This window comes from Pseudomonas sp. 43NM1 (assembly GCF_002836905.1).
Lineage (GTDB): Bacteria > Pseudomonadota > Gammaproteobacteria > Pseudomonadales > Pseudomonadaceae > Aquipseudomonas > Aquipseudomonas prosekii.
Genome location: NZ_MKGS01000151.1, coordinates 44,336 through 68,498 on the forward strand (window position 1 = coordinate 44,336; position 24,163 = coordinate 68,498).

A 24,163-nucleotide genomic window follows, 5' to 3' on the forward strand; every position below is an offset into this window, starting at 1 on the left:
ACTATTCTTCGCCTACTGTGAATTCTTCTACTATTTTTTGGAACTCATACGGGTCAGCATTTTTCGACAGAAACGAATCAGCTTTCCTGAGGGCTTTATGGAAACGATCACCCTGGGTTTCAGTCGAATAAATTATAACTTTTTTGTTTGGGTATTTGTCTTTTATCGCTTCGGCTAGCCCAAGGCCTTCGTCATTAAAACCAAGCGCGAGTCCAACGCCCTGAACGTCAATAAATAGAATTGCAGCATCGACCAAGTCTTTGTCATCCAAAGACCTGGCGTCTTTAATTAGCTTAGTATGCACCCAGCCACTATTTGCGAGAATTTTTGCAACCTTGAATTTTATATCGTCATCAATAAATAAAATTCTTGTTTCGTTCTTGTATTCATCAATGGTTTTTTTCATTGCTCTTGAGTCCTGTGTGGGCGCGGACAAAGGCTTGCTACTTGACTCGTTTGAGTTGTTTTGATTCGTAATGCTTATGTTGGGTATAACTTGATTTACTGGCTCACGCCCAGAAAAAAATCTCCACGCAGCAAGACAAATTGCAAGGCCAACACCGCTAAATAACCACTCCACATTTTTTGTTAGCCAATCCATCATCATCTCCATTGTTGGTTTGCTTAGATTTTGTTGTCTTCAATATAACAGCCGTATTTTTCCCGATAGCAGCTGCTGCATTGCGCCCAGTTTGAGTTTGCTAATTTTGTTCCTGTGCGTTTCGAGACTAGCAAGTTCGTTGTCCATGTCGGCGAGGATATTTGCAATAGCTGATTGCTCTGCTTTATTTGGCATCAGAACTTCAATGGTCGCAAGCGCATTTGCACTGATGTGTACCACTGCGTCACCTTGTCCACGGCTCGCCTTTTGATGGCTTACTCTAGGGGCATTCAGGACGTAGCCAAGAAACAACGAGCTCACATTTTTCGGCCTCAAAATTACAATATCACCACCGGCATAAGCTTCTATATTGTCAATAAATGAGACGCACTTTCCTATATCCTTTTTGGTTTCCCCTGAGCCCGCGAACATAATATCTCCACATTCAATACGCGTGGCGTCTCGCGAAACCTGGACGGAAATAAAAGACTTAAACTCGCGAATGTAGTCGTTATGTTCCGTGTAAATTTCACCATAGCGAATACATGGAAGATCACCGCTCAGAGATTGGTCTCGCCTCACTCCAGAACCTTTGAGAAATACGCCAATCTCCCCTAGCCGCTTCACCTCCCACTCCCCACTAAACCCCGGCAGGCGTTGTTGGCCGGTGAGGAGTTGTTGCATGGCGGCTTTTTTGATGTCGCACTTTTTGGCGATCAGTTGATCTAGACCACTGATCAGAGCGTCCATGTCAAATAAGGCAGCAGCTATTGCTTGTTGCTCATCTAACGGGGGGGACGGCACCAAAAGACGCACCATGTCACCGACATTCAGGTGTTTCATTGTTGTGCCGGTTTCGATCACTTTGAAAGCAGCACGACCCTCGTCAGAGTTAAAATACTGACAATAAAACTCTGGTGATGAACGCCTTAAGTCAAGTCTAGATATGACTAGGGCATGGCAATTCGCACCAGCTAAAGAGGGAGGTACAAGTGTTGTTGTTCCAATGTCGCCTGTTTGGATTGTCAGTAAATCGCCAGTACGCAAGCATGACTTTTGATTCTGAGCATGAAACGTAGCTGAGACCCGTTTGATTCCCCGAAAATTAAATGAGTTCGGTTCAACATTGAACCCTTGCACGTAAAGGATTCCATCATCACCCTTAACGTAAGCGCTGGTTGCTGTACCTACAAATCCATTAGTCATAAGTGTTGTTATTTCGCCAAGCTTTTTAACACTCCACTTGATCGGAAAAACACCAATGTCCGTCAGTTTGTATCCTGGCCTTAGCTGCGCACTCATAGCGCAAACCCCATTTTGGCCAGATGCGCGGTCACCTTGGCTGCCAGCACCTCGACTTCGATGGTCAATTTCGGTAAAGGCGTGGCATAGCGCTCGGCCAGTTGGCGAATGCGCGAGGTTAAGGCTTGGGAGACACGATCCAGTTCCGTCTGTACGTCCAAAGCCAAGGTCGCCAGCCACTTGTCTTCAATCACCAATGCTTTGATATCTGCTTCGCTGATTTGGGTATATTGCTTGGCAACTTTTACATCGAGAGCCTTTTGCGCATCTTTGACCTTTTTACCTGCGGCGACCTCTTGCTCAAGTACGGCGAGGTAATATTCCAGGGCTGCGCGTTCATCGGCAGCATCTAGGTCGTTTTTGATCGCCTTGATGCGGTCTTTCACGCTTTTGGCGCTGAGTTTGCCTCTGTCGGTTTTACCCTCGGCTAACAGGCCGTCCTCGCCTCCTTGCTCTTCGTCTAGCTCTTCTAACTGGCGGCTAAAGGCGTCTCGGGCGGCTTCCAGCTGTTCGATTACTGCGGCGTCAGTTGCGAAATAGCGCTTGATCAGCAGCTCTGGCGGCAGCAAATCGATGTTCGGCTGGCCTTGGTTGGCACCATCAACAATCAGCGCCTGCCAACCATCACTGACTAGCTGATAGAGATCGTCCTGCATGGCTGTGGCCCAGTAATCGAGTAGGTGCTGGTATACGTCGTAGGCATCCAGCAACGGGGCTTGGGCGAAGCTGGCGAGCAAATCTTCGGCTAGGCTGTCGATCAAAGCCTTGGGTTTGTCGCCAATTGAGATGGCGTGCAGATGCGGACGATTGCGGGTTTTCCAGCCTTCGAACAATTCTGTAATGGTTTGATTGAAGGCGGTGAATTCTGGGTGAGCAAAGATGGCCGGCTTGATCTCGCCAATAGCCACTTGCAGCTGACTGTAGCCGGGCCGTTCAGAGGCAAACAAGCTAGCGCGTACCGCCGGGATAACTTGCCAATAGGCGGCCAACGCATCAATGTCTCGGTTGGGAATGCCACCTTGCAGATGGGCGGCAATGTCTTGCAGGTCTTCGGCGGCGCTGGCGTCGATATAGCGCGGGATGTTGAGGTTGTAGTCGTTGGCCGCGATCTCGGCCAGCGGCACCAGACGGGCGTATTTGGCCACTTCGTGCTGCTGGGTAAAGGTGTCGACGATCTTATGAATGTCTTGCTCGCGCAGGCGGTTTTTGTTGCCGTCTTTAAGAAATCCTTTACTGGCATCGAGCATAAAGATGCCTTTGCGGCTGTGGGCGTGTTCTTTATCCAGCACGATGATGCATGCCGGGATGCCGGTGCCGTAAAAAAGGTTGGCCGGTAGACCGATGATTCCCTTGATAAAGCCTTGTTGGAGGATGCGCTGGCGAATAGCGCCCTCGGCACCGCCCCGGAACAGCACGCCGTGAGGCAGAATCACCGCGCCTTTGCCGGAGTGCTTGAGCGAGGTAAGGATGTGCAGCAAGAAGGCGTAGTCACCATTCTTCTCTGGCGGGATACCAAAGCCGAAGCGCTCAAACTCATCCTCAGCTGGATTGAAACCGTTGCTCCAGGCCTTGGTCGAGAACGGCGGGTTGGCGACGACAAAGTCAAAACGCTTGAGCTTACCTTTGAACGGGCCGTGAGCCTCGGTGAAGTAAGGCGCAGAGAGGCTGTTGTCCTTCCAGATCGTGGCCGTCTCGCAGCTGTGCAAGATCATGTTCATCTTGGCCAAGGCGCTGGTGGCGTTGTCCATTTCCTGACCGTAGATGCTCAGGTCGAGGTTGGTGGCGTGCTTGGCTTCATCGTGAGCTTTCAGTAACAGCGAGCCAGAACCACAGGCCGGATCATAAATGGTCTGAGTGCTGTCGGAGGCGCCATTAATACCGATGACCTTGGCCAAAATCCGCGAGACTTCTGCCGGGGTGTAGAACTGCCCCTTGCTCTTGCCCGACTCGGTGGCGAAGTGGCGCATCAGGTATTCGTATGCATCGCCGAGGATGTCATCACCCTGAGCGCGGTTGCCTTTGAAATTGAGTCCGGGCGAATCGAAAATGCTAACCAGGTTGGAGAGTCGATCCACCATCTCCTTGCCTTTGCCAAGTTTCTCGGCATCGTTGAAGTCGGCCACATCGATCACGCCGGTCAGGCCGTTGGCCTCGGCAAGGGTGCGAATGATGATGTTGAGTTTGTCTCCGATCTCCTTGTCGCCTTTGAGCGCGACCATGTCGGCAAAGCCACCGCCGACCGGCACCTCTAGCATCGCGCTGTAATTGCCGGCGTACTTGTCGGACACGTACTTAACGAACAACAGCACCAGGACATAATCCTTGTACTGTGAAGCATCCATACCACCACGCAACTCGTCGCAGGATTTCCATAGGGAAGAATAAAGCTCCGATTTCTTGATGGCCATGAGGTGCGTAACTGCCTGAATTAATGGGGTGGAATGAGGTGGCTCTGTCGATTAGGTGTTACACCGGATCGGTTGAGCGAATGGCCTGTAAAGGCGGCCTGTCGATTGATGAGAATGCACTATTTTGGAAAGCCTGCGGGTTGAATACAGTTCTGGCTCATCGGTGCGTGCGGTATAGAGCAAGGCTTTGCGTGCTTCATGCCGTCGCCGGAAACCCGTGATCCAGGTAGCCAATGTCCTATTTGATGCGGCTGCTCCATGCGGCCTCCTGCTAGCATGCTAATAGCAGGCATTGTCGTGATGTCGGAGGTCTGGCGCAACAATCATAGTGATCGCGTTGGGTTGTGCTTGGACTCTTTATTGGGGGCCCCTCAGCGTCTATTGCTAGCTAGGTTTTTTCAACGGCAATGCATGGCGTACTTGATTTGGATAGCCATCGCTTCCCATTGTGATGAACATCAAGAAAACCGCAGTTTGCAATAGGGTTCGCAATGTCGAAGGCTCGAAATGAACACATTGCAGCTGAGTCGATCCGATCCTGCGGTTCGATGTTGAGCCAGCGTACGACCTGCATGAACTGGCCGTGGCCAAAGACCGCTAACCGCGAGCGGCGCCAACACACTCGTATTTGTTCGTGCCCATGATCACTTGAAGATCAATCAACACCCTGGGGCGCTGCCCCAGACCCCGCTCTACACCGCCCGAGGGGCTCTGGAAGCGGTCAGGCAGAGCCTAACCGCTTCCAGTGGCCGAGGCTGATCGCTTCGCTCGATGAAGTGTTTTCAATAAAAATAACGGTTTCTACCTGCGCTTCGCACAGGCAGACACTCCGTGATTTTTTTTGACAATTCAAAAAATGGTCGGGCTAACGAGCGATCTTTGTAATCAAACCGAGAAGCCGACACAGAGGGTGTCGCTTCGGTTTGGCCGGGCTACACCCTGCTGCACAATTTCTTGGGTACTTAGGATCAAGGCCAGTCGCTTTGATCGTGAGACGCCGGTGTACAGCATGCTGCGTTCCACAAACTCGCTTTGGCTCAGAGAGCAAATGATGGATGTCTGGTACTCACTGCCTTGCGCCTTATGGATTGAAATCGCGTAGGCTAGCTTCATTCCAATCATGAACAAATCCATCCTGGATAGCGTTACCTCGACTCCGTTGAACGTAAAAACACCGGCGATCTCGCCATCGATGGAGACGACGTTGGACATGATGCCGGTGTTCCCGTTGAACAAGTTATGGTCGTAGCTGTTCTGGGTGACGATAACGGGGTCGTTGACTCGTAACCAGTATTTCCCCATCCATATGCCCTGCAGGTCATCTGTCTGTTGAAGGGAGGTCTGCAGGTACTTGTTGATCTTGTGCCCAGAATCCGCCATGCGCTCAGACATGTGCGGTGTCAGAATCTGAGCGTCAGGGATGATCTGCTTGATCTTTACCAGGTGGGCCAGCAAGTCCTGGGTGTTTGTGCAGGGAATGAGATAAACCCCGTCACGCTCGCCATTCCAGACTGACAGGGTGCCCAAATGCCCAGATCTAATATGCATGGCGGTTTTCTGAAGGTCACTGTCGCCGATAGTCCTGTGAACCTTGGTCAGGTGGGTCGACGGTATCGCCTTTGACTTGGCCAGCGCATGGAAGAAGATTCCGTAACCTACCGGGGATAGCTGTCCAGTATCTCCAACGAGCAGGAGGGATAGCTCTTTCTTTGCAAAGGCATTCAGCAGTTTTAGCATCAAGGCGATGTCGACCATGCTGGACTCATCGATGATCACCAGGGGATCGCCACCAATGTTAAGCCCTGAGCTCTCAGTGCTGGTTTTGATCAAGAAACTGTGGATGGTGTAGGTATCTCGACCAATCGCCTCCTTTGCGCGCTCCTTGGCTTTCCCGCTCAGTGCCAAGACATGCACAGGGCGGTATTGAGAGGCAACGTCAACAATGGCCTTCAGTACTGTTGTCTTGCCCGTGCCACCGAATCCCGTGAGCGTACTGATTCGGTTGGTAAGAGCCATCAGCACTGCGCCCTTTTGATCTCGGGTAAGTGAGTATCCAGACGAGTGTTCACTGTGAGAGCAGTAGTCCTCAATCGCTTGCTCCAATTCCTGCGAGGAGCCGTGGAGCAGAGAGCCCTGAGCTGACAGCAAACTTGCTACTCGCTGCTCAAGTTTACTTTCGACAAGGGCCGCTCCTAGCGGCTGGATCAGCGTCATCCCTTGAAGCTTCTTGACGCACACCGCACGCCTTTCAAGGGCGCAATTGACGGCCAGATCGACCAGCTTGGCAGAAGGAAGCTTCTGCGCCAGAGCTGCTTTCAGGTCTTCAATCCGGCATGCGGTATGGCCCTGATACAAGCGCACGTACAGGAGGTTCTCGACAATGCCGGCCAATGTGCGTGGATCATCGCGAGGTATGCCGAGCTTAGATGCCGCAGCCTCTATGATTTTCCACATGTCCGGGTGGACGCCTTGAAATGCCACCAGGCTGTACGGATTACGCTTTAAGCGTTCTACCGTATCCGTCTGGCACACCTTGAGAATGCTTTTGGCGAGGCCAGGGTCGAAATCGTGCTCCATGAGAAATTCAATCGTTGAGATCTCATTTTGCAGTGTCATCCAGGCATCTACGACCTTTTGAGCAAGATCAGGATTTATCACCTCTGCCAAGTGACTGACCCTGCCGGCAGTGAGAGCCTGGGCAAGGTTTTCTTCACCAAATTCCCTGATCAGCTTCGAGACCTTTGCTTTCCCAAAAGACAGTCCACGGAATGCAGGATGCTTTACCAGCAGCCGCTCCACATAGGCAGCGATGGGGAGGTTTACGATGTGGCAGCTTTCGATCAACACGAAATCTCTGAATTGATCATGGCCTGTGATTGAGCCTTTGAGCTGCCAGCATTCGCCAGGCTGAGGGACTCGGGTGATTATTTTGTAGCTGGCCTTGCAGGTGTAGATCTTGTTCTGACCAATGATGCGCCCGGAGAAGACCGCTCCGCCAAAACTGCCCGGCTTTACCGAGCTCACCTGGATCACGCTCGACAGATTGCTCATAGGATGAAAGACCGCCCGGAGTCGATCATCAGCTCTTGCTGGCTGCTGATTTCTTCAGTAGATGCCCGAAGCAAACGCAGCTCGGCAGAGAGGCGTTCAACTTGCTCACGGAGTAGCTCGTTCTCCTTCGACTTTTGCTCCAGCATTGCTCGCAACCGGTTCGCTTCGCGACTTTTCGAATCCGCCATGTCGACGAGCTCAGACTCAGGGTCTTTGGCCGCAACGAACTCACTGCCCAAGCGGCGAATGTCCTTCGCGATGACCTGTTCCAGAGTCTGGCCCTGAGGGCAAAAGACCTTCTTGGCGCTCTCAGAAAACCACTGCCGGCGGTTACCACATTCATCAGCGATTTTGCTGAGGTTCACATCGCCGAATTGATTGACTGGAAATTTTTTGCCAGCTTGCTCCAGCTTTACAACATAGCTCCTGTAACGCTCGAATGGCGAGCGCTTGTGGTCAGCCGTTCCCATGCGCGCCTTCCTTAGCTTTCATCCACTCGATGAAGGGTTCGACAAGCTCTTTTGGGGCAAGTCCCTCTTCCGGCTCGAGGTCGTGAAATGCACAACTGATTTTTACAGCGTGCAGGTCAACGCTGAACATGCCATCGCTTGCATCAAGCACCAGTTTGAGTGCGCGGCAGGTTTTATCAAACTTTGCCATGAAGCCTTGATCGCTATGTTTTGTGTCCGGCAGTGTTACTGGCGAGGCACCATGACTACGGAGGGCTGAGCGAAGTGCTTCATTCTCCTTCTTCAACCTATCTGTTTCAGCTTGCAGTTGGTCTGCTCTCTGAACGGCCAGCTTCCCAACAAGCTTGTCTTTTTTGGACTCCATGTTGCCATCCGAGTCCCAGTGCTTGTAGTAGATTGGCCCGATCAGCGCCCAGTAGTCGGTACTCTGTACGAGGGTTCTATAGCCAATCTTCTTTTCGTTTACAGGAAGGCCATCGTTGTAAAGTTCGGCACAAAATCTCGAATAAGGAGTGACTCCATCGAACGATGTTTTCCCAGCGAAGGCTTTCAACTTTGGGATGACCTCGTCTTTGATTCGAGTGATCCTATAGTCGCGATTCCGCTTTTGAGAGCCTGCAAAGCGGTTCTGGCCAGGTCTGGCCCCTTTGCTCATGCCGGGACGCTCCCAGGGGTCGAAATTAGATTCAGGATCGAATTAGGGCGATCTAGGGCCATGGGCTTGTTCATTGCATCGCTCAAGTCATGCAGAGAGAGGCCAAGGACTTCACAGGTAGATCGAATCAGGCCCCTGAATTCATCGATCAACGTGAAACCAGTCGGGGCTTCCTCCAGCATGCGGTTGAAGTCTCCGGTGAACGCCAGGAGCTTGTTCCTCGCAACCTTGATCTGCTGATTCAATTGTGGCGTGAAATATTCTGCATGTGACTTGGCTTCCGCAGTTCGGGCAATCAGGTTGGAAAGCGAGTGCTCTTTCAGCTCCAGACGTTCCAGATGTTCTGAGACGATTTCAGGCTTCTCTACCAAGAAGCTCTCACGCGTTTTAATCTCGCTGTGCATTTGCTCAAGGCAGTGAGCGGTGACACTCCACGAGATAATCTCTGAAGCCAAAAACTTACGATGATTAGCTTTCTGAACGAGGCTTTCTGGCGAGGCCCCATTCCTTTTGGCTTCGGCGATGTAGGTCTCTAGTTCGCTGCACTCGTCAGTGAACGCTCGGATGTGGCCATGGATCCTAGGCAGGTGATCGACTGTTTTTGTCGAGTAGTAGCAGCCTCCACAGGGCATCCTCGACCCCGGTACGGCTCCTAAATCCCTGATCACGTCAGCCGGACACTGATTGCCGAATGGGCAAATATGTGTCGGCATAAAAGCGAGTGAGTCGATAGGACGTTGTTTGGTAGCTTTGATCCCCGACAGCACTTCATCCTTGGTCTCTCGGTCAAAGGAAATCGCACCGAAATCAACTAAGGCATTCTCTTTGTTTTGGCGAAGTGCCTGCTGAAGTTTGGATGTAATGCTTTCAGCCTTGATGCAGGACATTGCCGGACGGTCAAAATTCCAGCCATGCTCCACGCTCATCTTTTGATATTCAGCCACCGTCCTAAGGTAAGCTGGGTCGACTTTGGCATAATACATAACGTGTGCCTCAGTAGCTTGTCCCGTAATGTGTGCGCCGATAATGTGGGGTGGCAAAACCCTTATATATTCAGATACGACTGAGACGCGGCATGAATGTGGAGTGTGCTCAATCAGCTTGCAGGCGTCAGCCTCCAGCTTTACCGCTGCCAAAAAGTCGTTTGGATCCTCAATTGATTGAAGATCTGATAACTCTGCTGGCATTGGGTTAGTAGAGTTTATTCCTAATTGGAATCGACAAAATAGGTCAAATGAATATATTAGTTTCCTGAAGTACTTTGAATAAGAGGCAGTGTTCAATACCCCTGGAGTTTCGCCTTTCGAAAATACCGACACAATTTTTCCGAATGGGCTATCTTCATGGCCGTCGTACCAAACGTCCGTGTCCAGCGAAGGGTCGTCAAACCAGTTGAGCATCGATTTCTGGCGATCTAAAACCTCAATCACAGTTTTGGAAACCGTAGCGTCCCATGGGCCGTTGACCTTGTCGGTGTTGATATGCAGCTTACAAAGAGGAGGTAGTGGCCTGGAGCGGTCAATATTCTGATCATAAGTGCGCTTATCTAACCAGCGAATATGGATACTTCGAACACCTGTTTCCAGAGCAATGATATTATGCCGAATATAATTTAGTTGAGGGTAGAAAACCCACTTGCCGTTATTCTCTACAGCGCGTTCAACTATAGGAACTATAGATCTAGGGATGAGGTGCAGAGCCTCGTACCTCATGGGGCGATTGTTGTCCGATTTTGGCTGAGAGGCGTCGAATAGAGGGTTGCGGTAGAAGACAATCGGCACGTACCCAAATTTGTCGGTTTGTACTACTTTGTGCGCCTCGTTCCAGTCCTTGGTTTCTATGTCCGCTTGATATTCTGGAGAATATAATTTTATCTGCTCTTCATGTACTCTGGATGCAATGTGGGTGGAAAACGACTCAATTGCATAAGTATACTGCAGTAGGTGAGGGAAGTGCTCTGATCTAAACGCTGGTTTATTGGAGCCAGAGCGTCGCTTGACCACGGGAAAGTCGATATCGGATATAGGGTTCACAAAGCCATTTAGCTCTGCGTCAATGTTTGAGTGCGTAACTAGATAATTGAACAAGGCATCAATTTTATACAGTAGGCCTTGGATAGTGGAGTTCGACCTTCCTTTACGCAAATAATCCAAAAATCCTTTGTATCCATCGCCCTCGATGTGGTTGCGAGTGAGTTCCTTCGGGTGGGGGGGGAGTTTGCCTGTCGAGGCAGGAAATTCATAAAACAGATATGTATTCAGAACGGCGAAGCCTTTGGTGTAAGAGTCGTAGGTCTTCATCCCTCGTGATTTCTGAAGTTCGACGAATTTTGTTTGATATTTATGCCACGTTTCGACTCTCAGAGTATGATCGTCCGAACGACCTGCACCACCAAGCGCAAGGCTTGCTCTATTACCGGACGTACCAGTTGTTATTGGATCTGTTACTGCTCGGCGCTGGTAGCGTTCCGGGTACAGCTTCTGAACATATGTCCAAAAGGCTGCAGGAGCTATCGGATAGGCAAACCAATCAAATTCGCCTCTTCGCGCTAAGGTAAGATGCGTCACAAAGGAAGCTATTTCATCAGGATTTATGTCTTCAATTCGATGCCAGTCTGTGCATCGGATCATCCGCCAGGCATACCATTCAAAGTTTTTGACTGCGCTCAATTTCATCACGGTAGTAATGTCCGGGATGCCTTGGTAAGAGACATGGGGTACAAATGGAAGGCTTACCAGGGCCATTACTTCGGTGTACATCGCTGCTGCCAACTCGAAATTGTTTGTATTGGCTGCTGTATTTCCCGCAATTGGCTTTTTTAAATCCGCTGGCAGTAGTACTGCCTTCGCCTGCCAAAGAAAATGCAGAATCAAGAGGCTGTCCCTGTTGAGGCGCTCTAGTGAGGATTTATTGAGCCAGTCGTGAGTGGTTTTAGGAACGACCGCCTTTGCGATTTCGATATTCGGTGTTTTTTTTGAACAAGTATGTAGTCTACGTACCCAGCTCTCATCGTAGATGGGAGCGTTCGAAATATTGAGATGGTCATCAAACATTCTCACTACTGAGGCGTTGTAGTACTTGTTGCGAGACCCGCTTGTGATTTTACTTGGGGGTATATAGTTTGTGTTGAACAGTTCCTTGCATACGCATTCCTTGGCCTGTGTAATCGCATCTTTGATCGATCTCTCCAAGTCCTCTCCAGACTGGATGATAATGATATCCTTAGTGAGATTAATCATGCTTCGTTCCTTCAATTCTGGTGGCTTCTTCCCGCAGTATCTCAAGCTGTCGAGAGTGAAACTCTTCGCGGATTGTCCTGAGAGAATCTTCGCCGCGTTGCGATACATACTGGTTTGCGTGTTGCAAGTAAGCGCCGATAATATCCGTGTCATGCTTAGCGTATTTCATCGTCGATGTGACGCTGGAATGGCCCATGAGGATCTTCACGTAAGTGATTGGAAAGCCGGGAGTAGCTTGGCCTGGAACTGGCATGTAGTTGAGAGTGTAGGTACCGTACATATGCCTTAGCGAGTGTGGGCTGATACCAGTGATGTCCAGTAAGCCTGTTTTCTTGGCGTATTTCTTGAAAGTTTTGTCACGACTGCTCCTGTCACTTGCGAAGAAGGGCCTGCCGTCAGAGTTTTGAAAGACAAAGTCATGGTCAACGCTGGAGTTGTATTCGAGGGTCAGATACTTCTCAAGGTACTCCCAGAATATTCCCGCGAAGGGTTCGATCATGTATGTCAGCTCCGTGTCGCGACCTTTCCATGAGAGAAGTTTGTGCTCTTCCTCGGTGATTCCAGGCGTCTTCCTAGCAAAAGGGTCTCGGAGGAACACTGCGAATTCGTCATCATCGATATCGCACATCCGGATCTGCAAGGCCTCGCTTGATCGAGCACCTGTTGCCGCGAGCAGGGCGTAGAGTGTCATGTCTCGATAGAAGGTCTTTGCCTTTTTCGGCTTGGGCTGTCTAACCAAATCGACAGATCGTTCGATAGGGAAGGCGATGATTTTGAACGGCTGCTTATCGTTTTTCCTGTCCCTGCGCTTTGCTTGGGGAAACAGAGTCTCCCGCTTCCGCTTAGGCAAAATGGCGTTGAGTGAATCACGGATAACTCCGGCTAGCCAAGAATTGGCCTTCTGTGCAGATATCTCGTATTGGCTTCGATACTCAGTGTGGTTTGTATAAAATGCGCTGAACAACTGGTCGGGCGCGATTCGATTTTTAGACTCTGCGACCTGAAGGAACCAGCGTATTGACGATTCGATGGTCTGGGAGAGTGAGTTATGACCAGTGAGTCTTTCCTTAGCAAGGCTGTCGGCCAATCTGCTGGCTATCGGGTTGGCAGCACCCTTTCCGAATAGAAGGAACGCCTGGTAGCTGTAAATGATCGTCTCAATGGTGACCTCGGCATCCGCAGGGAATTGGGTCTGTGACGCCTCGTACACATAGTCAACGAATCGACCAACGTGTTCCGCGTAGACCTTTGCCGTATTGGGGGCATAGCCCTGACGTGTCAGCCAGATCGTATAATGGGAGAAAGGTTTGAACTCACGTGCCTCGTCGGGCAAGTCCGGGTTGAGGTGGAGCAGGAGGTAGCTCGCTTCGCTCGTCAGAGGGGCTTCAACCAGGATGAAATTTTTCATTCGCACCGTATTCCAAATACCACACCTTTTTTCAGCATTGAGTGTGGGAGGCTGCAGTGTCAACAAAAAATTTCATACACCATTTCTTTCGGGGTTGCTCCTTCCTGCCATCAGGCGGGGCTAGCCAGTCGATTCGTCGATATGAGTTAAGGGATTGGAGGGTAAGGCCAGTGCTTTTGGCAAGCGATGTTCACTGGCCAGAAACGAGAAAGCCAGACCTGGTGGTCTGGCTTTGAGAGTGGTGGGCCTCCCCGGAGTCGAACCGGGCACCAACGGATTATGCGTACCACTACAGCTTTCACTGCCCCTTTCGGGTTTGTGGTCTGGACTGTCTCTTACCTTTCGGCTCGCCCGTACAGTCTCTACACCTTCCTCTTTCGAGGCTTGGCTCGGGATTACCACGCCTAAGCAGAGGCTTCCCCGAATTTGAGCGATTCTACCAAGGGACAGAGTCAACTTACCCCAAGGCAACCCATTTGTTCAGCGCCATGCCCTGGAGGGTTTAGGTGCTGATCTATTAAGTCCGCTGCTCTAACCAACATGAGCTAGAGGCCCAAAATACATCATGAAGCTATCAAATCCGCGATTCAAACACCACACTGGCATTCATACCACATAAGAACCGTGGACCAAAGGATTATGAGTCCTCTGCTCTGACCAACTGAGCTATAGGCCCTCAGTAGGCCGCGGATTATAACGACGGTTTCTCTGCTGTGCTATCCGAAAAGTCTGAAACTGCGATACGAAGAAACGTCGCGGCGAATTCCTCGGGCGGCAGGGGCAGGCTGACGATGTAGCCCTGGATCTGTTCGCATCCTTCGGCGGCGAGGAATTGCTGTTGGGCCTGGGTTTCGACGCCCTCGGCGATGATGGTGAATTGCATGCTGCGGCCGAGCGCGATGATCGCCCGCACGATCGCCGCGTCGTGGGGATCATCCGGTAACCCGCGGACGAAAGACTGGTCGATCTTGAGGATGTCCAGCGGCAGGCGCTTGAGGTAGCTGAGGGATGAATAGCCAGTGCCGAAGTCGTCGATCGCCAGTTGCACGCCCAGATGTTTGAGTTGATGCAACACCGCGAGCGCCTCTTCGGCCTGGCTCATGATGAAGTTTTCGGTAATTTCCAGTTGCAGAAAGCCGGGCTTGAGGCGGTTGTCCCGGAGCAGTTGTTCGATGCGGCCGAGCAGATTCGGTTGGCGCAATTGTGCGCCGGCGAGGTTGACCGACAGTGGGCCGAGGCTTTCATAGACCTGATTCCACTCGAACATCTGTCGGCACGCTGTCTCAAGCACCCAATCGCCGATCTGCAGAATCATGCCGTTTTCTTCGGCCAGCGGAATGAAGTGTTCCGGCGGCACGTCGCCGAACGTCGGGTGACGCCAGCGAATCAGCGCTTCGGCGCCGACCAGACGATGGTCGTCGAGGCTGATTTTCGGTTGGTAATACAGGTGCAATTCGTTGCGCTCGATGGCGCGGCGCAGTTCGTGTTCCAGCGCCACGCGTTCGCTGGCCTGGGCCGTCAGGTCGCGGGTGTAGCTTTCGACGCGGTTGCGGCCCTTGGCTTTGGAGCGGTACATCGCTGCGTCGGCGTTTTTCACCAGCGTCGCAACGTCGCAACCGTCCTTGGGGTACAGGCTGCTGCCGATGCTCGCGCTGATGAAAAACTCGTGCTCGCCGGCCTGGAACGGCGCGGCAAAACAGTTGAGCAGTTTGTTCGCGATGTGGTCGGCGTCGGTGGCTTGCTGCAGGCCCGGCAGCAGAATGATGAACTCATCGCCACCGAGTCGCGCAACCGTGTCGATGTCGCGCAGTTGCTCCTTGAGGCGCACGGCGATGCCTTTGAGCAACAGGTCGCCGACCGGGTGGCCGAGGCTGTCGTTGATGTGTTTGAAGCGGTCGAGGTCGAGGAACAGCACGGCGCCCTGGCCGCCGTTTTCCTGCTGATTGTTCAGCGCGGTGAGCAGTCGGCTTTCGAACAAAGTGCGATTCGGCAGACCGGTCAGCGGGTCGTGGTGCGCCTGATAGTCGAGTTTGGCCTGCGCGTGTTTGAGGCTGGAGATGTCGGCGAACACCGCGACAAAGTGTGTGATGAACTGCTCGCGATTGCGCACGGCGCTGATGGTCAGCCAGCTCGGGTACAGCTCGCCGTTCTTGCGCCGATTGGAAATCTCGCCTTGCCAGTGACCTTCGTCAGTCAACTGATGCCACATCGCCGCGTAAAACGCGCTGTCGTGCAGCCCGGAAGCAAGCAGGCGCGGGGTGTGGCCCAACGCTTCGCTTTCGCTGTAACCGGTGATTTCGGTGAAGGCGCGGTTGACCGCGCTGATGTGCTGCTGAGTGTCGGTGATCAACACGCCTTCCGCGGTGCTCTCGAACACAGTGGCCGCCTGTTGCAGTTTTTCCTGCATCAAGTGACGTTCGGTAATGTCGCGGGCGATGGTCAGCATGCAATCTTCGTCGCCAATCGGCAGCGGCCGGCTCGACACTTCGCAGAGACGAATCTGACCGTCGTTGCGGCGGATGTGGCAACTGAAATCGCGGACGAAACCATCGCGGTGCAGCAAGTCGAGCATGTGTTTGCGTTCGTTGAGATTGACCCAGATGCCCAAGTCCAGCGTCGAGCGGTCCACTGACATCGCGCTGTTGAAGCCGGTAATGCGGCTGAAGCCCTCGTTGACCTCCAGCAGCATGCCGTCGCTCTGCCGCGACAGCAGCAAGCCGTCAGGCGAGGCGTGGAAGGCTTTGGCGAACTTCTCTTCGGAGGTTTGCAGTTGTTGCTGGGTTTCCTTGAGCTGACTGATATCGCGCACCACCACCACCAGCGCCGGTGTTTCATCGAGGTCGAACGGTTCAGCGGAAATCAGCCCGGTGAACACCTGGCCATTGTTGCGCCGAAAAGGCATTTCCAGGTTACGAATGCTGCCGGCCTGCAAGCGTTGCAGCAGGCCGGGGCCGACGCCGGGAATGCCCCAAATGTTTAAATTGGTGGCGGTCTGGCCGATGACATCGCTGGCCTTTAGGCCGATCTGCTCTTCGAACGCCTCGTTGACCTCCAGCAAACAGCCGTCGGACAACCGCGCAATCACCAGGATGTCCGGGCACTGCTGGAACACCGAGGCGAACTTCTGTTCGGAAAGGCGCAGCGCTTCTTCGGTGCGTTTGGCGTCGCTGATGTCGATCATCAACCCGCGCAGCACCGGTTCGTGGCCGTGCTCGATCAGGCTGACGATGTCGCGCACCCACAGGCAGCGGCCATCGGCGGTGATGACCCGATAATCGACGCTGTGATCGCGGCCGGCGAGGACTTCGTGATCGCAAAAATTCTGCGCACGGGTCAGGTCGGCGGGGTGAATGATGTTGCGCCAGAAACCCGGAATCAACCAATGGGAGAGGGGATAGCCGAGCAAATCTTCGGCGTGCGGCGACACATAGCTGTAGGTGAAATCGCTGATCCGCGCTTCCCAGGCAATCGCCGACAGGCTCTCGACCAATCCGCGATAGTGATATTCGCTGCTGCGCAGTTCCTGTTCCAGATCGATGCGCCGGGCAATTTCCGAGCTTAAACGCCGATTGATCCGAATCACCACGGCCAGCACGGTGAACAAAATCAGCAGACCCGGCAGCCCATAGACCAGCAAATCCGACCAGAACGTGCGGTGATCGAGGACGTTGCCGACCCAATGTTCCTGAATTGCGCTGATTTCGCTGGCGCTCATGTCCGCCAGCACTTTGTCGAGAATGCCCACGAGGATTTTGTTGTTGGGCGGCACGGCCATCGCCAGTTGATAGCGATAGGGCGTTTCGCCGCTGACGTAGAGGCCATCGAGCTTGAGTTGGCGCAGGCTCCAGACGCTGGAGGCAAGGTCACCGACCACTGCGTCGACTTCATCGGTGGCCAGCGCTTGCAGCGCCGAACTGACGTTGGGCATCGCCACCAGATTCAGGTCCGGGTGATGCGTGCGCAGCAATTCGTGCGGCGCATAGTTTTCCACCACGGCGATTTTCAGCCCGTACAGTTCCTCGATCTTGCGCGGTTGAGGGCCGCCGACGTGGGCGAGGATGACAATCGGGAAATCCAGGTAGGGGCGGGTAAATGACAGGTAACTCTGGCGTTCGGGCGTCGACATGATGCCCGGCAGCAGGTCCAGTTTGCCCTGTTTGACCTGTTCCAGAACCACGGTCCAACTGACCGGCTCGATCGGTGTGAGTTTGATGTCCAAGCGCTGGCGAATGACGTTGATGTAGTCGGCCGCCAAGCCCTGATAACGGTTGTGTTCGTCGCGGAATTCGAACGGCGGCCACGACGCATCGACACCCAGGCGCAAGTCCGGGTGAGCCGCCAGCCAGCTACGTTCTTCGTCGGTCAGAGTCAGCGCGCCAGCCGTTGCGGTCCAGGTCATCAGCGACAGCAAAAAAAGCACGGTCGGCAATCTGGGCATAACGGTCTCGTTATGGCTCGGGGGAATGTTTCGAGTGTAGACGGGCAATTCGGCAGGAGGGTGGTGCGGGGGATTTAATCTGTAGAAAGCAAAACCCCCGGCCTGGGCCGGGGGTTCTGTGATCACTCGTCGAGGAAGGAGCGCAAATGCTCGCTTCTCGTCGGGTGGCGCAGCTTGCGCAACGCCTTGGCTTCGATCTGACGAATCCGTTCACGGGTAACGTCGAACTGCTTACCAACCTCCTCGAGGGTGTGGTCGGTATTCATGTCGATACCGAAGCGCATGCGCAGAACCTTGGCTTCACGTGCTGTGAGGCCGGAGAGAACTTCGCGAGTCGCTTCTTTAAGGCTCTCAACGGTTGCAACATCGATTGGCGACTGCATGGTCGAGTCTTCGATGAAGTCACCCAGGTGGGAGTCTTCGTCATCACCGATCGGGGTTTCCATGGAGATCGGCTCTTTAGCGATCTTCAATACCTTGCGGATCTTGTCCTCAGGCATTTCCATGCGTTCGCCCAGCTCTTCCGGGGTCGGTTCGCGACCCATTTCCTGCAACATCTGCCGGGAAATACGGTTGAGCTTGTTGATCGTCTCGATCATGTGCACCGGAATACGGATGGTGCGGGCCTGGTCGGCGATCGAGCGAGTGATCGCCTGACGGATCCACCAGGTGGCATAAGTCGAGAATTTGTAGCCGCGGCGGTATTCGAACTTGTCTACCGCTTTCATCAAACCAATGTTGCCTTCCTGGATCAGATCGAGGAATTGCAGGCCACGGTTGGTGTACTTCTTGGCGATGGAGATCACCAGACGCAAGTTCGCTTCGACCATCTCTTTCTTCGCGCGGCGGGCCTTGGCCTCACCGATCGACATGCGACGGTTGATGTCCTTGATCTCGGCGATCGTCAAACCGGTTTCGGTTTGCAGCGCGATCAGCTTCTGCTGGCAACGCAGGATGTCCGGTTGCAGGCGACCAATCGCTTCGGCGTATTTGCCTTTGCCTTTGGCCAAGCCATCGGACCAGCTTTCGTCAACTTCATTGCCCGGGAACTGGCGCAGGAAGTCGGCACGCGGCATGCGCGCATCACGAACGCAAAGCTGCATGATCGCGCGCTCTTGCTGACGCAGACGATCCAGGGCACTGCGAACACGCTCGACCAGGCCTTCGAATTGCTTCGGCACCAGTTTGATCGGCATGAACAGCTCAGCCAGCAGCACCAGTTCGGCAATTGCCGCCTTGTTGCCGCGACCATGCTTTTTCAGCGCCTTGCGGGTCACTTCCATCTGATCGGAGACAGCGCCAAAACGCTGTGCGGCGATAACAGGATCAGGACCGCTTTCGACTTCTTCTTCGTCGTCGGTGCTGGCTTCAGCTTCGTCTTCGTCGGTATCGTCTTCCGCTTTCACGGCTTTCGGATCGACTGGCGGCGGCACTTCGGCTGCAGGCGGCGCAATGCCGTCGTCCGGGTCGATATAACCGCTCAGAACGTCGGACAGGCGACCACCTTCGGTGGTGACGCGAGTGTATTCGGACAGAATGTGGTCAACCGTGCCAGGGAAGTGCGCAATTGCGCCCATCACTTCGCGGATGCCCTCTTCAATACGCTTGGCGATTTCAATTTCGCCTTCACGAGTGAGGAGCTCTACCGTACCCATTTCACGCATGTACATGCGCACTGGGTCGGTGGTGCGACCAATGTCGGTCTCGACCGCTGCCAACGCTGCTGCTGCCTCTTCGGCCGCGGCTTCGTCGGTATCGGCGTCGGCCAGCATAAGGGAATCCTTATCTGGCGCAACCTCGAATACGTTGATCCCCATGTCGTTGATCATGCGGATGATGTCTTCCACCTGTTCCGGATCTGAAATATCCTCCGGCAGGTGGTCGTTGACCTCCGCGTAAGTCAGGTAACCCTGCTCACGACCAAGTGTGATCAACTCTTTGATACGAGACTGCTGTTGCGCTTTTCCGGACATAACACCCTATCCACTGAAGGTCTTGGCGGGCAAAAAACAAGCCGAGGATTATACCTGAGCTATGACCTCACGCGCCAGTTGAGGTCGGGGTTGATACAGCCATATTGCGTTTTAATAGGTCGCGCATCTGATTTGCGATCTGATTTGCTTCCTCCGCGGTCAGTCCTGGCTGCCTTGCTTTTCTGATTAGTGCTTCCAGGCTATCCGTGTGTTGAGCGGCTGATAACCTAGTAATGGTGTCTAAAAACTGTTGTTCAAGGTTGTTGCCGTCAATCAACCATTCCTTTTCCGCCAGAGCCTTGAGCAATTTGCCCTGTTCGGTCCCGTGCCATCGGGCCATCAGCTGAATTGAGTTTAGCTTAGGATTTTTTTGCACGGCCCCGATCAGGGCCACCAGCAACTGCGCATACGTATTGCTTTCATTGGCGAAGTGGTCGGCGGTTTCTACCCGGCCGGCCAGGTCTGGATGATGAATCAGCGTACGTAAAGCGATCAGTGTTGGTGCTTCGACGGCGATCGGCGTGCGCGGGGCACTTGGTTGATCGCGATCACCGCGCTTGCCGTTCTTGTCCCAAGGCTTTTTGTCCCACTTCTTGCCGCCGGCGCCGGGTTTCTTTGGCGTCCATTCCTGCTGCGGCGCGTAGGCGTCTTGCGCTTGCGGCTGATGGTAGTCGCTGTAATCCGGCATCGCGTCGTAATCGATGCCCGGATCGTAGGCGGGCGGCGCGTCCTGCGGAGCGCTGTGCACCAGTTGGCTCATCGCTTCGCCGGTCAGGCCGGTGATTTCGGTCAAACGCTGACGCATCAGGATGCGCAGGTTGGCGCCCGGGACTTTATCGATCAGCGGCGCCGCGAGGGTGGCCATGTGGGCCTTGCCTTCGAGCGAGCGCGGGTCCGATTCCTCGGTCAGTTGCTGAAAGAAATAATCTGCCAGCGGTTGCGCGTGTTGATTGATCCGCGCGCGAAAAGCGTCAGTGCCTTCCGAGCGAACCAGCGTATCCGGGTCTTCGCCCTCGGGCAGAAACAAAAAGCGTGCGCGTCGCCCGTCCTGCAGGCACGGCAACGTGGCTTCGAGGGCTCGCCATGCGGCATTGCGGCCTGCCTGGTCGCCGTCGAAACAGAACAGCACGTTGGGCACCACGCGAAACAGTCGCTTCAAGTGCTCTTCGCTGGTCGCCGTGCCCAGGGTCGCCACGGCGTTGCGCAAGCCTTGCTGGGCGAGGGCGATAACGTCCATGTAGCCTTCGACGACGATGATTTCGTCGAGGTTGCGATTGTTCTTGCGCGCTTCATAGAGGCCGTAAAGCTCCTGGCCTTTATGGAATACCGGGGTTTCCGGTGAATTGAGGTATTTCGGTTTGTCGTCGCCCAGTACGCGACCGCCAAAAGCGATGATGCGCCCGCGACTGTCGCGGATCGGGAACATCACGCGATCGCGGAAGCGGTCATAGCGTTTGCCGGTTTCGGCGTTCTCGATCAGCAGTCCGGCGTCGACCATGGCTTTTTGTTGCAGGGTGTCGCTGCTCAAGTGCTTGAACAGATTGTCCCAGCCGGGCGGGGCGAAGCCGAGGCCGAAGTCGCGGGCGATTTCACCGGTCAGGCCACGGCCCTTCAAATAGTCCACGGCGGCTTTGCGCGAGGGGTGGCTTTTCAGCGCCTGCCGGTAAAAATCAGCGGCGGCGGTGAGCAGCGGGTACAGCGGCGAATCGGTCGGTTGCCGCGGTTTATGCGGGCGGCCGCTCTCTTCGCGGGGTATCTCCATGCCGGCGGCTTTGGCCAGTTCTTCGACGGCCTGGACGAAATCCAGGTTGTCGTGGTCCATCATGAAGCCGAGGGCGTTGCCGCCAGCGCCGCAACCAAAGCAGTAATAGAACTGTTTGTCGGGGCTTACGCTGAAGGACGGGGTTTTCTCTTTGTGAAACGGGCAGCAGGCAGTGTAGTTCTTGCCGGCTTTTTTCATTTGCAGGCGAGAGCTGACCACGTCGACGATGTCGGTACGGTTCAGAAGGTCGTCAATGAAGCTCTGGGGAATTAGCCCGGCCATGGCGTTCTCGTCATCTGCGCTGAAACGGATCCAAAACGAACGGCGAACAAACGCGGGTCATTGGATGAGGCACACAGGAATGTGGCTCGACCAGTGTCGTCTGCGTAATCGCTGTCGGGAAGTGTATCTGCCGAAAATCCACTGAGGTTAGTACCAATCAGTATTCGACTGTTTGAAAGTATTGCGCTGAAATCCGCTGTGGCCAGTTGATGGCCCTCGGATCGCTCATAAGCGGGCACGCAAGAAGGTGCCTTGGGCTGATCGTCGTGAGAGGAATCAGTGGGTGTGCTCGTCAGTAGCCTTGGAAGGCTCGTCAGAAAAGACGTGCACCGCTGGCAAAAGAGCCAGGTCTGACGCTGTGAAGCAGATTTGTCTTGGTCGCGTCTGCGACTTTGACGGTGAAGCATCAAGCGATTTCCGCAAATGCCATTAGCCCGGCTGAGGGCCGGGCTTGGCAGAAGCTTGCTACGAACGTCTGTGTATTAGTACAGACGAACGGCGCGGCGCTGTTCGCGCTGTACTTTCTTGGCGTGACGCTTAACAGCGGCTGCTGCTTTACGCTTACGCTCAGAAGTTGGCTTCTCGTAAAATTCGCGGCTACGAACTTCAGCCAGTACACCGGCTTTTTCGCAGGAGCGCTTGAAACGACGCAGAGCTACGTCGAAGGGTTCGTTCTCTTTTACTTTGACGGCTGGCATCCAGAGCTACCTTCATTCATTACCGGGGTCAACATCCTCGCGGCAAAAGAGCACTTGAAGACGTCGGTTTTTAAGGGTTGCGGATGTTAACTCCTCATCGACCGGAATGCAAAGCCTCTGATCGAAAACCGCTAGTCGGGGCATCCCATGGCGACTATTATGCGCGCCTTCGAATTCAGCCTAAACAAGGCGCAAACCCATGCTAGTACTGGGATTAGAAACCTCCTGCGACGAAACCGGTGTCGCATTATATGACAGTGAACGCGGGCTGCTCGCCGACGCGCTGTTCAGCCAGATCGACCTGCACCGCGCCTATGGTGGCGTGGTGCCGGAGCTGGCCTCGCGTGACCACGTCAAACGCATGCTGCCCTTGATTCGTCAGGTGTTGGCCGAGGCTGACTGCGTGCCGACCGAGATCGACGCCATCGCTTATACCGCGGGTCCGGGCCTGGTCGGGGCGCTGCTGGTCGGCGCGTCCTGTGCTCAGGCGCTGGCGTTTGCCTGGGGCATTCCGGCGCTCGGCGTGCACCACATGGAAGGCCATTTGCTGGCGCCGATGTTGGAGTCGCAACCGCCGCAATTCCCGTTCGTCGCTTTGTTGGTGTCGGGCGGGCATACGCAGCTGGTTCAGGTCGACGGCATTGGCCAATACACGTTGTTGGGCGAGACCCTCGACGATGCCGCCGGCGAAGCGTTCGACAAGACTGCGAAGATGATGGGCCTGAATTATCCGGGCGGTCCGGAAATCGCGCGTCTGGCTGAACAGGGCGTGGCCGGACGTTTCACATTTCCGCGACCAATGTGCGATCGGCCGGGGCTGGCCTTCAGTTTCAGCGGTTTGAAAACCTTCGCGCTGAACACCTGGCAACAATGCGTCAGCGCCGGGGACGACAGCGAGCAAGCCCGTTGCGACATCTCGCTGGCGTTCCAGCAGGCCGTGGTGGAGACTTTGACCATCAAGTGCAAGCGCGCCCTGAAAGCGGCGGGCATGCGTCGTCTGGTGATTGCCGGCGGCGTCAGCGCCAACAAGGCATTGCGCACGTCGCTGGAGAAAATGCTCGGCGATATGCAGGGTGACGTGTTTTACGCGCGTCCCGAATTCTGCACCGACAACGGCGCGATGATTGCGTTTGCCGGTTGCCAGCGTTTACAGGCCGGTCAGCACGAAAGCCTGGCGATCAGCGTGCAGGCACGCTGGCCGATGGAGCAATTGTCGGCGCTGTAACGACGAGCGAGATGAGCGGGGCTCATGGGCGGTATTTAAAAATGCCGTTCGCGCCCGGCAAACAGGTCGCGTAGATTGCCGCGATGACGCCAGACGATCAGCGCCGTGAGTGCGCTCATCGGCAGCAGCGCCGCCGGTTCCTGCCAGGCCAGCAGCGGCAGGGTCAGCGGCGTGGCAATCAGCGCCGCCAGTGAGCTGGTGCGGGTCAGGTAGAACGTCAGCAGCCACGCGCACACCGCCAACAGTGCGGCGGGCGGGTAGAGGCCCAGCAGCATGCCGGCGGCGGTGGCGACACCTTTGCCGCCGCGAAAGCGGAAGTACAGCGGGAATAGGTGACCGATCACGGCGCACACGCCAATCCAGGCCTGTTCTTGCACTGAAAGGCCGGCAGCAGCGGCGATCAGCACCGGCACCAAGCCTTTGCACAGGTCGCCGAGCAAGGTCAGGACGGCGAGTTTTTTGCCGGCCAGACGCAACATGTTGGTGGCGCCGGCATTGCCCGAGCCACTCATTCGCGGATCCGGATTACCGGTCAGGCGGCTGAGCAAAATGGCGAAGGACAGCGAGCCGAGCAGGTAGGCGAAGGTCGCCAATAACCAAAACATGCTAACTATTCCGGGCGAGGACGCCCTGATTCTAACGGCGCAATGC

Annotated in this window: 14 protein-coding genes; 1 reads left to right on the forward strand and 13 read right to left on the reverse strand. The window is 54.4% G+C overall.

Going from position 1 to position 24,163, the window contains the following annotated elements; all coding sequences use genetic code 11:
- Nucleotide 1: 1 nt before the first annotated feature.
- From BI292_RS17180 to rpsU, 12 genes are all read right to left on the reverse strand, one after another.
- The gene (locus BI292_RS17180) at nucleotides 2-601 is read right to left on the reverse strand and encodes a transcriptional regulator (RefSeq protein ID WP_157831274.1); all 600 of its coding nucleotides are present in this window, start codon (nucleotides 599-601) and stop codon (nucleotides 2-4) included.
- A 39-nt stretch (nucleotides 602-640) separates the two neighbouring features.
- On the reverse strand, nucleotides 641-1,903 hold the full coding sequence (locus BI292_RS17185; RefSeq protein ID WP_101208578.1) for a restriction endonuclease subunit S: 1,263 nt from the start codon (nucleotides 1,901-1,903) through the stop codon (nucleotides 641-643).
- Entirely contained in the window at nucleotides 1,900-4,311 is a 2,412-nt protein-coding gene (locus tag BI292_RS17190; protein ID WP_101208579.1) for a type I restriction-modification system subunit M, read from the reverse strand. The genes BI292_RS17185 and BI292_RS17190 overlap by 4 nt, the downstream gene beginning before the upstream one ends.
- An 885-nt stretch (nucleotides 4,312-5,196) precedes the next feature.
- Nucleotides 5,197-7,362: an AAA family ATPase gene (locus BI292_RS17195; RefSeq protein ID WP_101208580.1), complete on the reverse strand. Its 2,166-nt coding sequence runs from the start codon at nucleotides 7,360-7,362 to the stop codon at nucleotides 5,197-5,199.
- Nucleotides 7,359-7,832: a hypothetical protein gene (locus BI292_RS17200; protein ID WP_101208581.1), complete on the reverse strand. Its 474-nt coding sequence runs from the start codon at nucleotides 7,830-7,832 to the stop codon at nucleotides 7,359-7,361. Before BI292_RS17200 ends, BI292_RS17195 begins: the two co-directional genes overlap by 4 nt.
- Entirely contained in the window at nucleotides 7,819-8,487 is a 669-nt protein-coding gene (locus tag BI292_RS17205; RefSeq protein ID WP_101208582.1) for a hypothetical protein, read from the reverse strand. Before BI292_RS17205 ends, BI292_RS17200 begins: the two co-directional genes overlap by 14 nt.
- Entirely contained in the window at nucleotides 8,484-11,726 is a 3,243-nt protein-coding gene (locus tag BI292_RS17210) for a hypothetical protein (protein ID WP_101208583.1), read from the reverse strand. Before BI292_RS17210 ends, BI292_RS17205 begins: the two co-directional genes overlap by 4 nt.
- Nucleotides 11,719-13,134, reverse strand: coding sequence for a site-specific integrase (locus tag BI292_RS17215; protein ID WP_101208584.1), 1,416 nt, complete (start codon nucleotides 13,132-13,134; stop codon nucleotides 11,719-11,721). The genes BI292_RS17210 and BI292_RS17215 overlap by 8 nt, the downstream gene beginning before the upstream one ends.
- Nucleotides 13,135-13,825: 691 nt before the next feature.
- Entirely contained in the window at nucleotides 13,826-17,572 is a 3,747-nt protein-coding gene (locus BI292_RS17220) for a bifunctional diguanylate cyclase/phosphodiesterase (RefSeq protein ID WP_101208585.1), read from the reverse strand.
- A 122-nt stretch (nucleotides 17,573-17,694) separates the two neighbouring features.
- Nucleotides 17,695-19,545 (reverse strand): RNA polymerase sigma factor RpoD, encoded by a 1,851-nt coding sequence (gene rpoD, locus BI292_RS17225; RefSeq protein ID WP_092277246.1) that lies wholly within the window; start codon nucleotides 19,543-19,545, stop codon nucleotides 17,695-17,697.
- A 67-nt stretch (nucleotides 19,546-19,612) separates the two neighbouring features.
- On the reverse strand, nucleotides 19,613-21,589 hold the full coding sequence (gene dnaG, locus BI292_RS17230; RefSeq protein WP_092277249.1) for a DNA primase: 1,977 nt from the start codon (nucleotides 21,587-21,589) through the stop codon (nucleotides 19,613-19,615).
- A gap of 482 nt (nucleotides 21,590-22,071) precedes the next feature.
- Nucleotides 22,072-22,287 carry a 30S ribosomal protein S21 gene (gene rpsU / locus BI292_RS17235; RefSeq protein WP_002551877.1) on the reverse strand — a complete coding sequence of 72 codons (216 nt, stop codon included), beginning with the start codon at nucleotides 22,285-22,287 and terminating at the stop codon, nucleotides 22,072-22,074.
- Between the two features lie 199 nt (nucleotides 22,288-22,486).
- Between rpsU and tsaD the strand changes: the two genes are divergently transcribed.
- Entirely contained in the window at nucleotides 22,487-23,512 is a 1,026-nt protein-coding gene (tsaD, locus tag BI292_RS17240; protein WP_092277252.1) for a tRNA (adenosine(37)-N6)-threonylcarbamoyltransferase complex transferase subunit TsaD, read from the forward strand.
- A 35-nt stretch (nucleotides 23,513-23,547) separates the two neighbouring features.
- Here the strand turns inward: tsaD and plsY are convergent, their stop codons facing one another.
- Nucleotides 23,548-24,117: a glycerol-3-phosphate 1-O-acyltransferase PlsY gene (gene plsY, locus BI292_RS17245; RefSeq protein WP_092277255.1), complete on the reverse strand. Its 570-nt coding sequence runs from the start codon at nucleotides 24,115-24,117 to the stop codon at nucleotides 23,548-23,550.
- Nucleotides 24,118-24,163 lie beyond the last annotated feature (46 nt).

What these genes read in the sequence shown, in the direction of transcription:
- BI292_RS17180 (WP_157831274.1), bottom strand. Translation starts at nt 601, where the DNA reads ATGGATTGGCTAACAAAAAATGTGGAGTGGTTATTTAGCGGTGTTGGC.
- BI292_RS17185 (WP_101208578.1), bottom strand. Translation starts at nt 1,903, where the DNA reads ATGAGTGCGCAGCTAAGGCCAGGATACAAACTGACGGACATTGGTGTT.
- BI292_RS17190 (WP_101208579.1), bottom strand. Translation starts at nt 4,311, where the DNA reads ATGGCCATCAAGAAATCGGAGCTTTATTCTTCCCTATGGAAATCCTGC.
- BI292_RS17195 (WP_101208580.1), bottom strand. Translation starts at nt 7,362, where the DNA reads ATGAGCAATCTGTCGAGCGTGATCCAGGTGAGCTCGGTAAAGCCGGGC.
- BI292_RS17200 (WP_101208581.1), bottom strand. Translation starts at nt 7,832, where the DNA reads ATGGGAACGGCTGACCACAAGCGCTCGCCATTCGAGCGTTACAGGAGC.
- BI292_RS17205 (WP_101208582.1), bottom strand. Translation starts at nt 8,487, where the DNA reads ATGAGCAAAGGGGCCAGACCTGGCCAGAACCGCTTTGCAGGCTCTCAA.
- BI292_RS17210 (WP_101208583.1), bottom strand. Translation starts at nt 11,726, where the DNA reads ATGATTAATCTCACTAAGGATATCATTATCATCCAGTCTGGAGAGGAC.
- BI292_RS17215 (WP_101208584.1), bottom strand. Translation starts at nt 13,134, where the DNA reads ATGAAAAATTTCATCCTGGTTGAAGCCCCTCTGACGAGCGAAGCGAGC.
- BI292_RS17220 (WP_101208585.1), bottom strand. Translation starts at nt 17,572, where the DNA reads ATGCCCAGATTGCCGACCGTGCTTTTTTTGCTGTCGCTGATGACCTGG.
- rpoD (WP_092277246.1), bottom strand. Translation starts at nt 19,545, where the DNA reads ATGTCCGGAAAAGCGCAACAGCAGTCTCGTATCAAAGAGTTGATCACA.
- dnaG (WP_092277249.1), bottom strand. Translation starts at nt 21,589, where the DNA reads ATGGCCGGGCTAATTCCCCAGAGCTTCATTGACGACCTTCTGAACCGT.
- rpsU (WP_002551877.1), bottom strand. Translation starts at nt 22,287, where the DNA reads ATGCCAGCCGTCAAAGTAAAAGAGAACGAACCCTTCGACGTAGCTCTG.
- tsaD (WP_092277252.1), top strand. Translation starts at nt 22,487, where the DNA reads ATGCTAGTACTGGGATTAGAAACCTCCTGCGACGAAACCGGTGTCGCA.
- plsY (WP_092277255.1), bottom strand. Translation starts at nt 24,117, where the DNA reads ATGTTTTGGTTATTGGCGACCTTCGCCTACCTGCTCGGCTCGCTGTCC.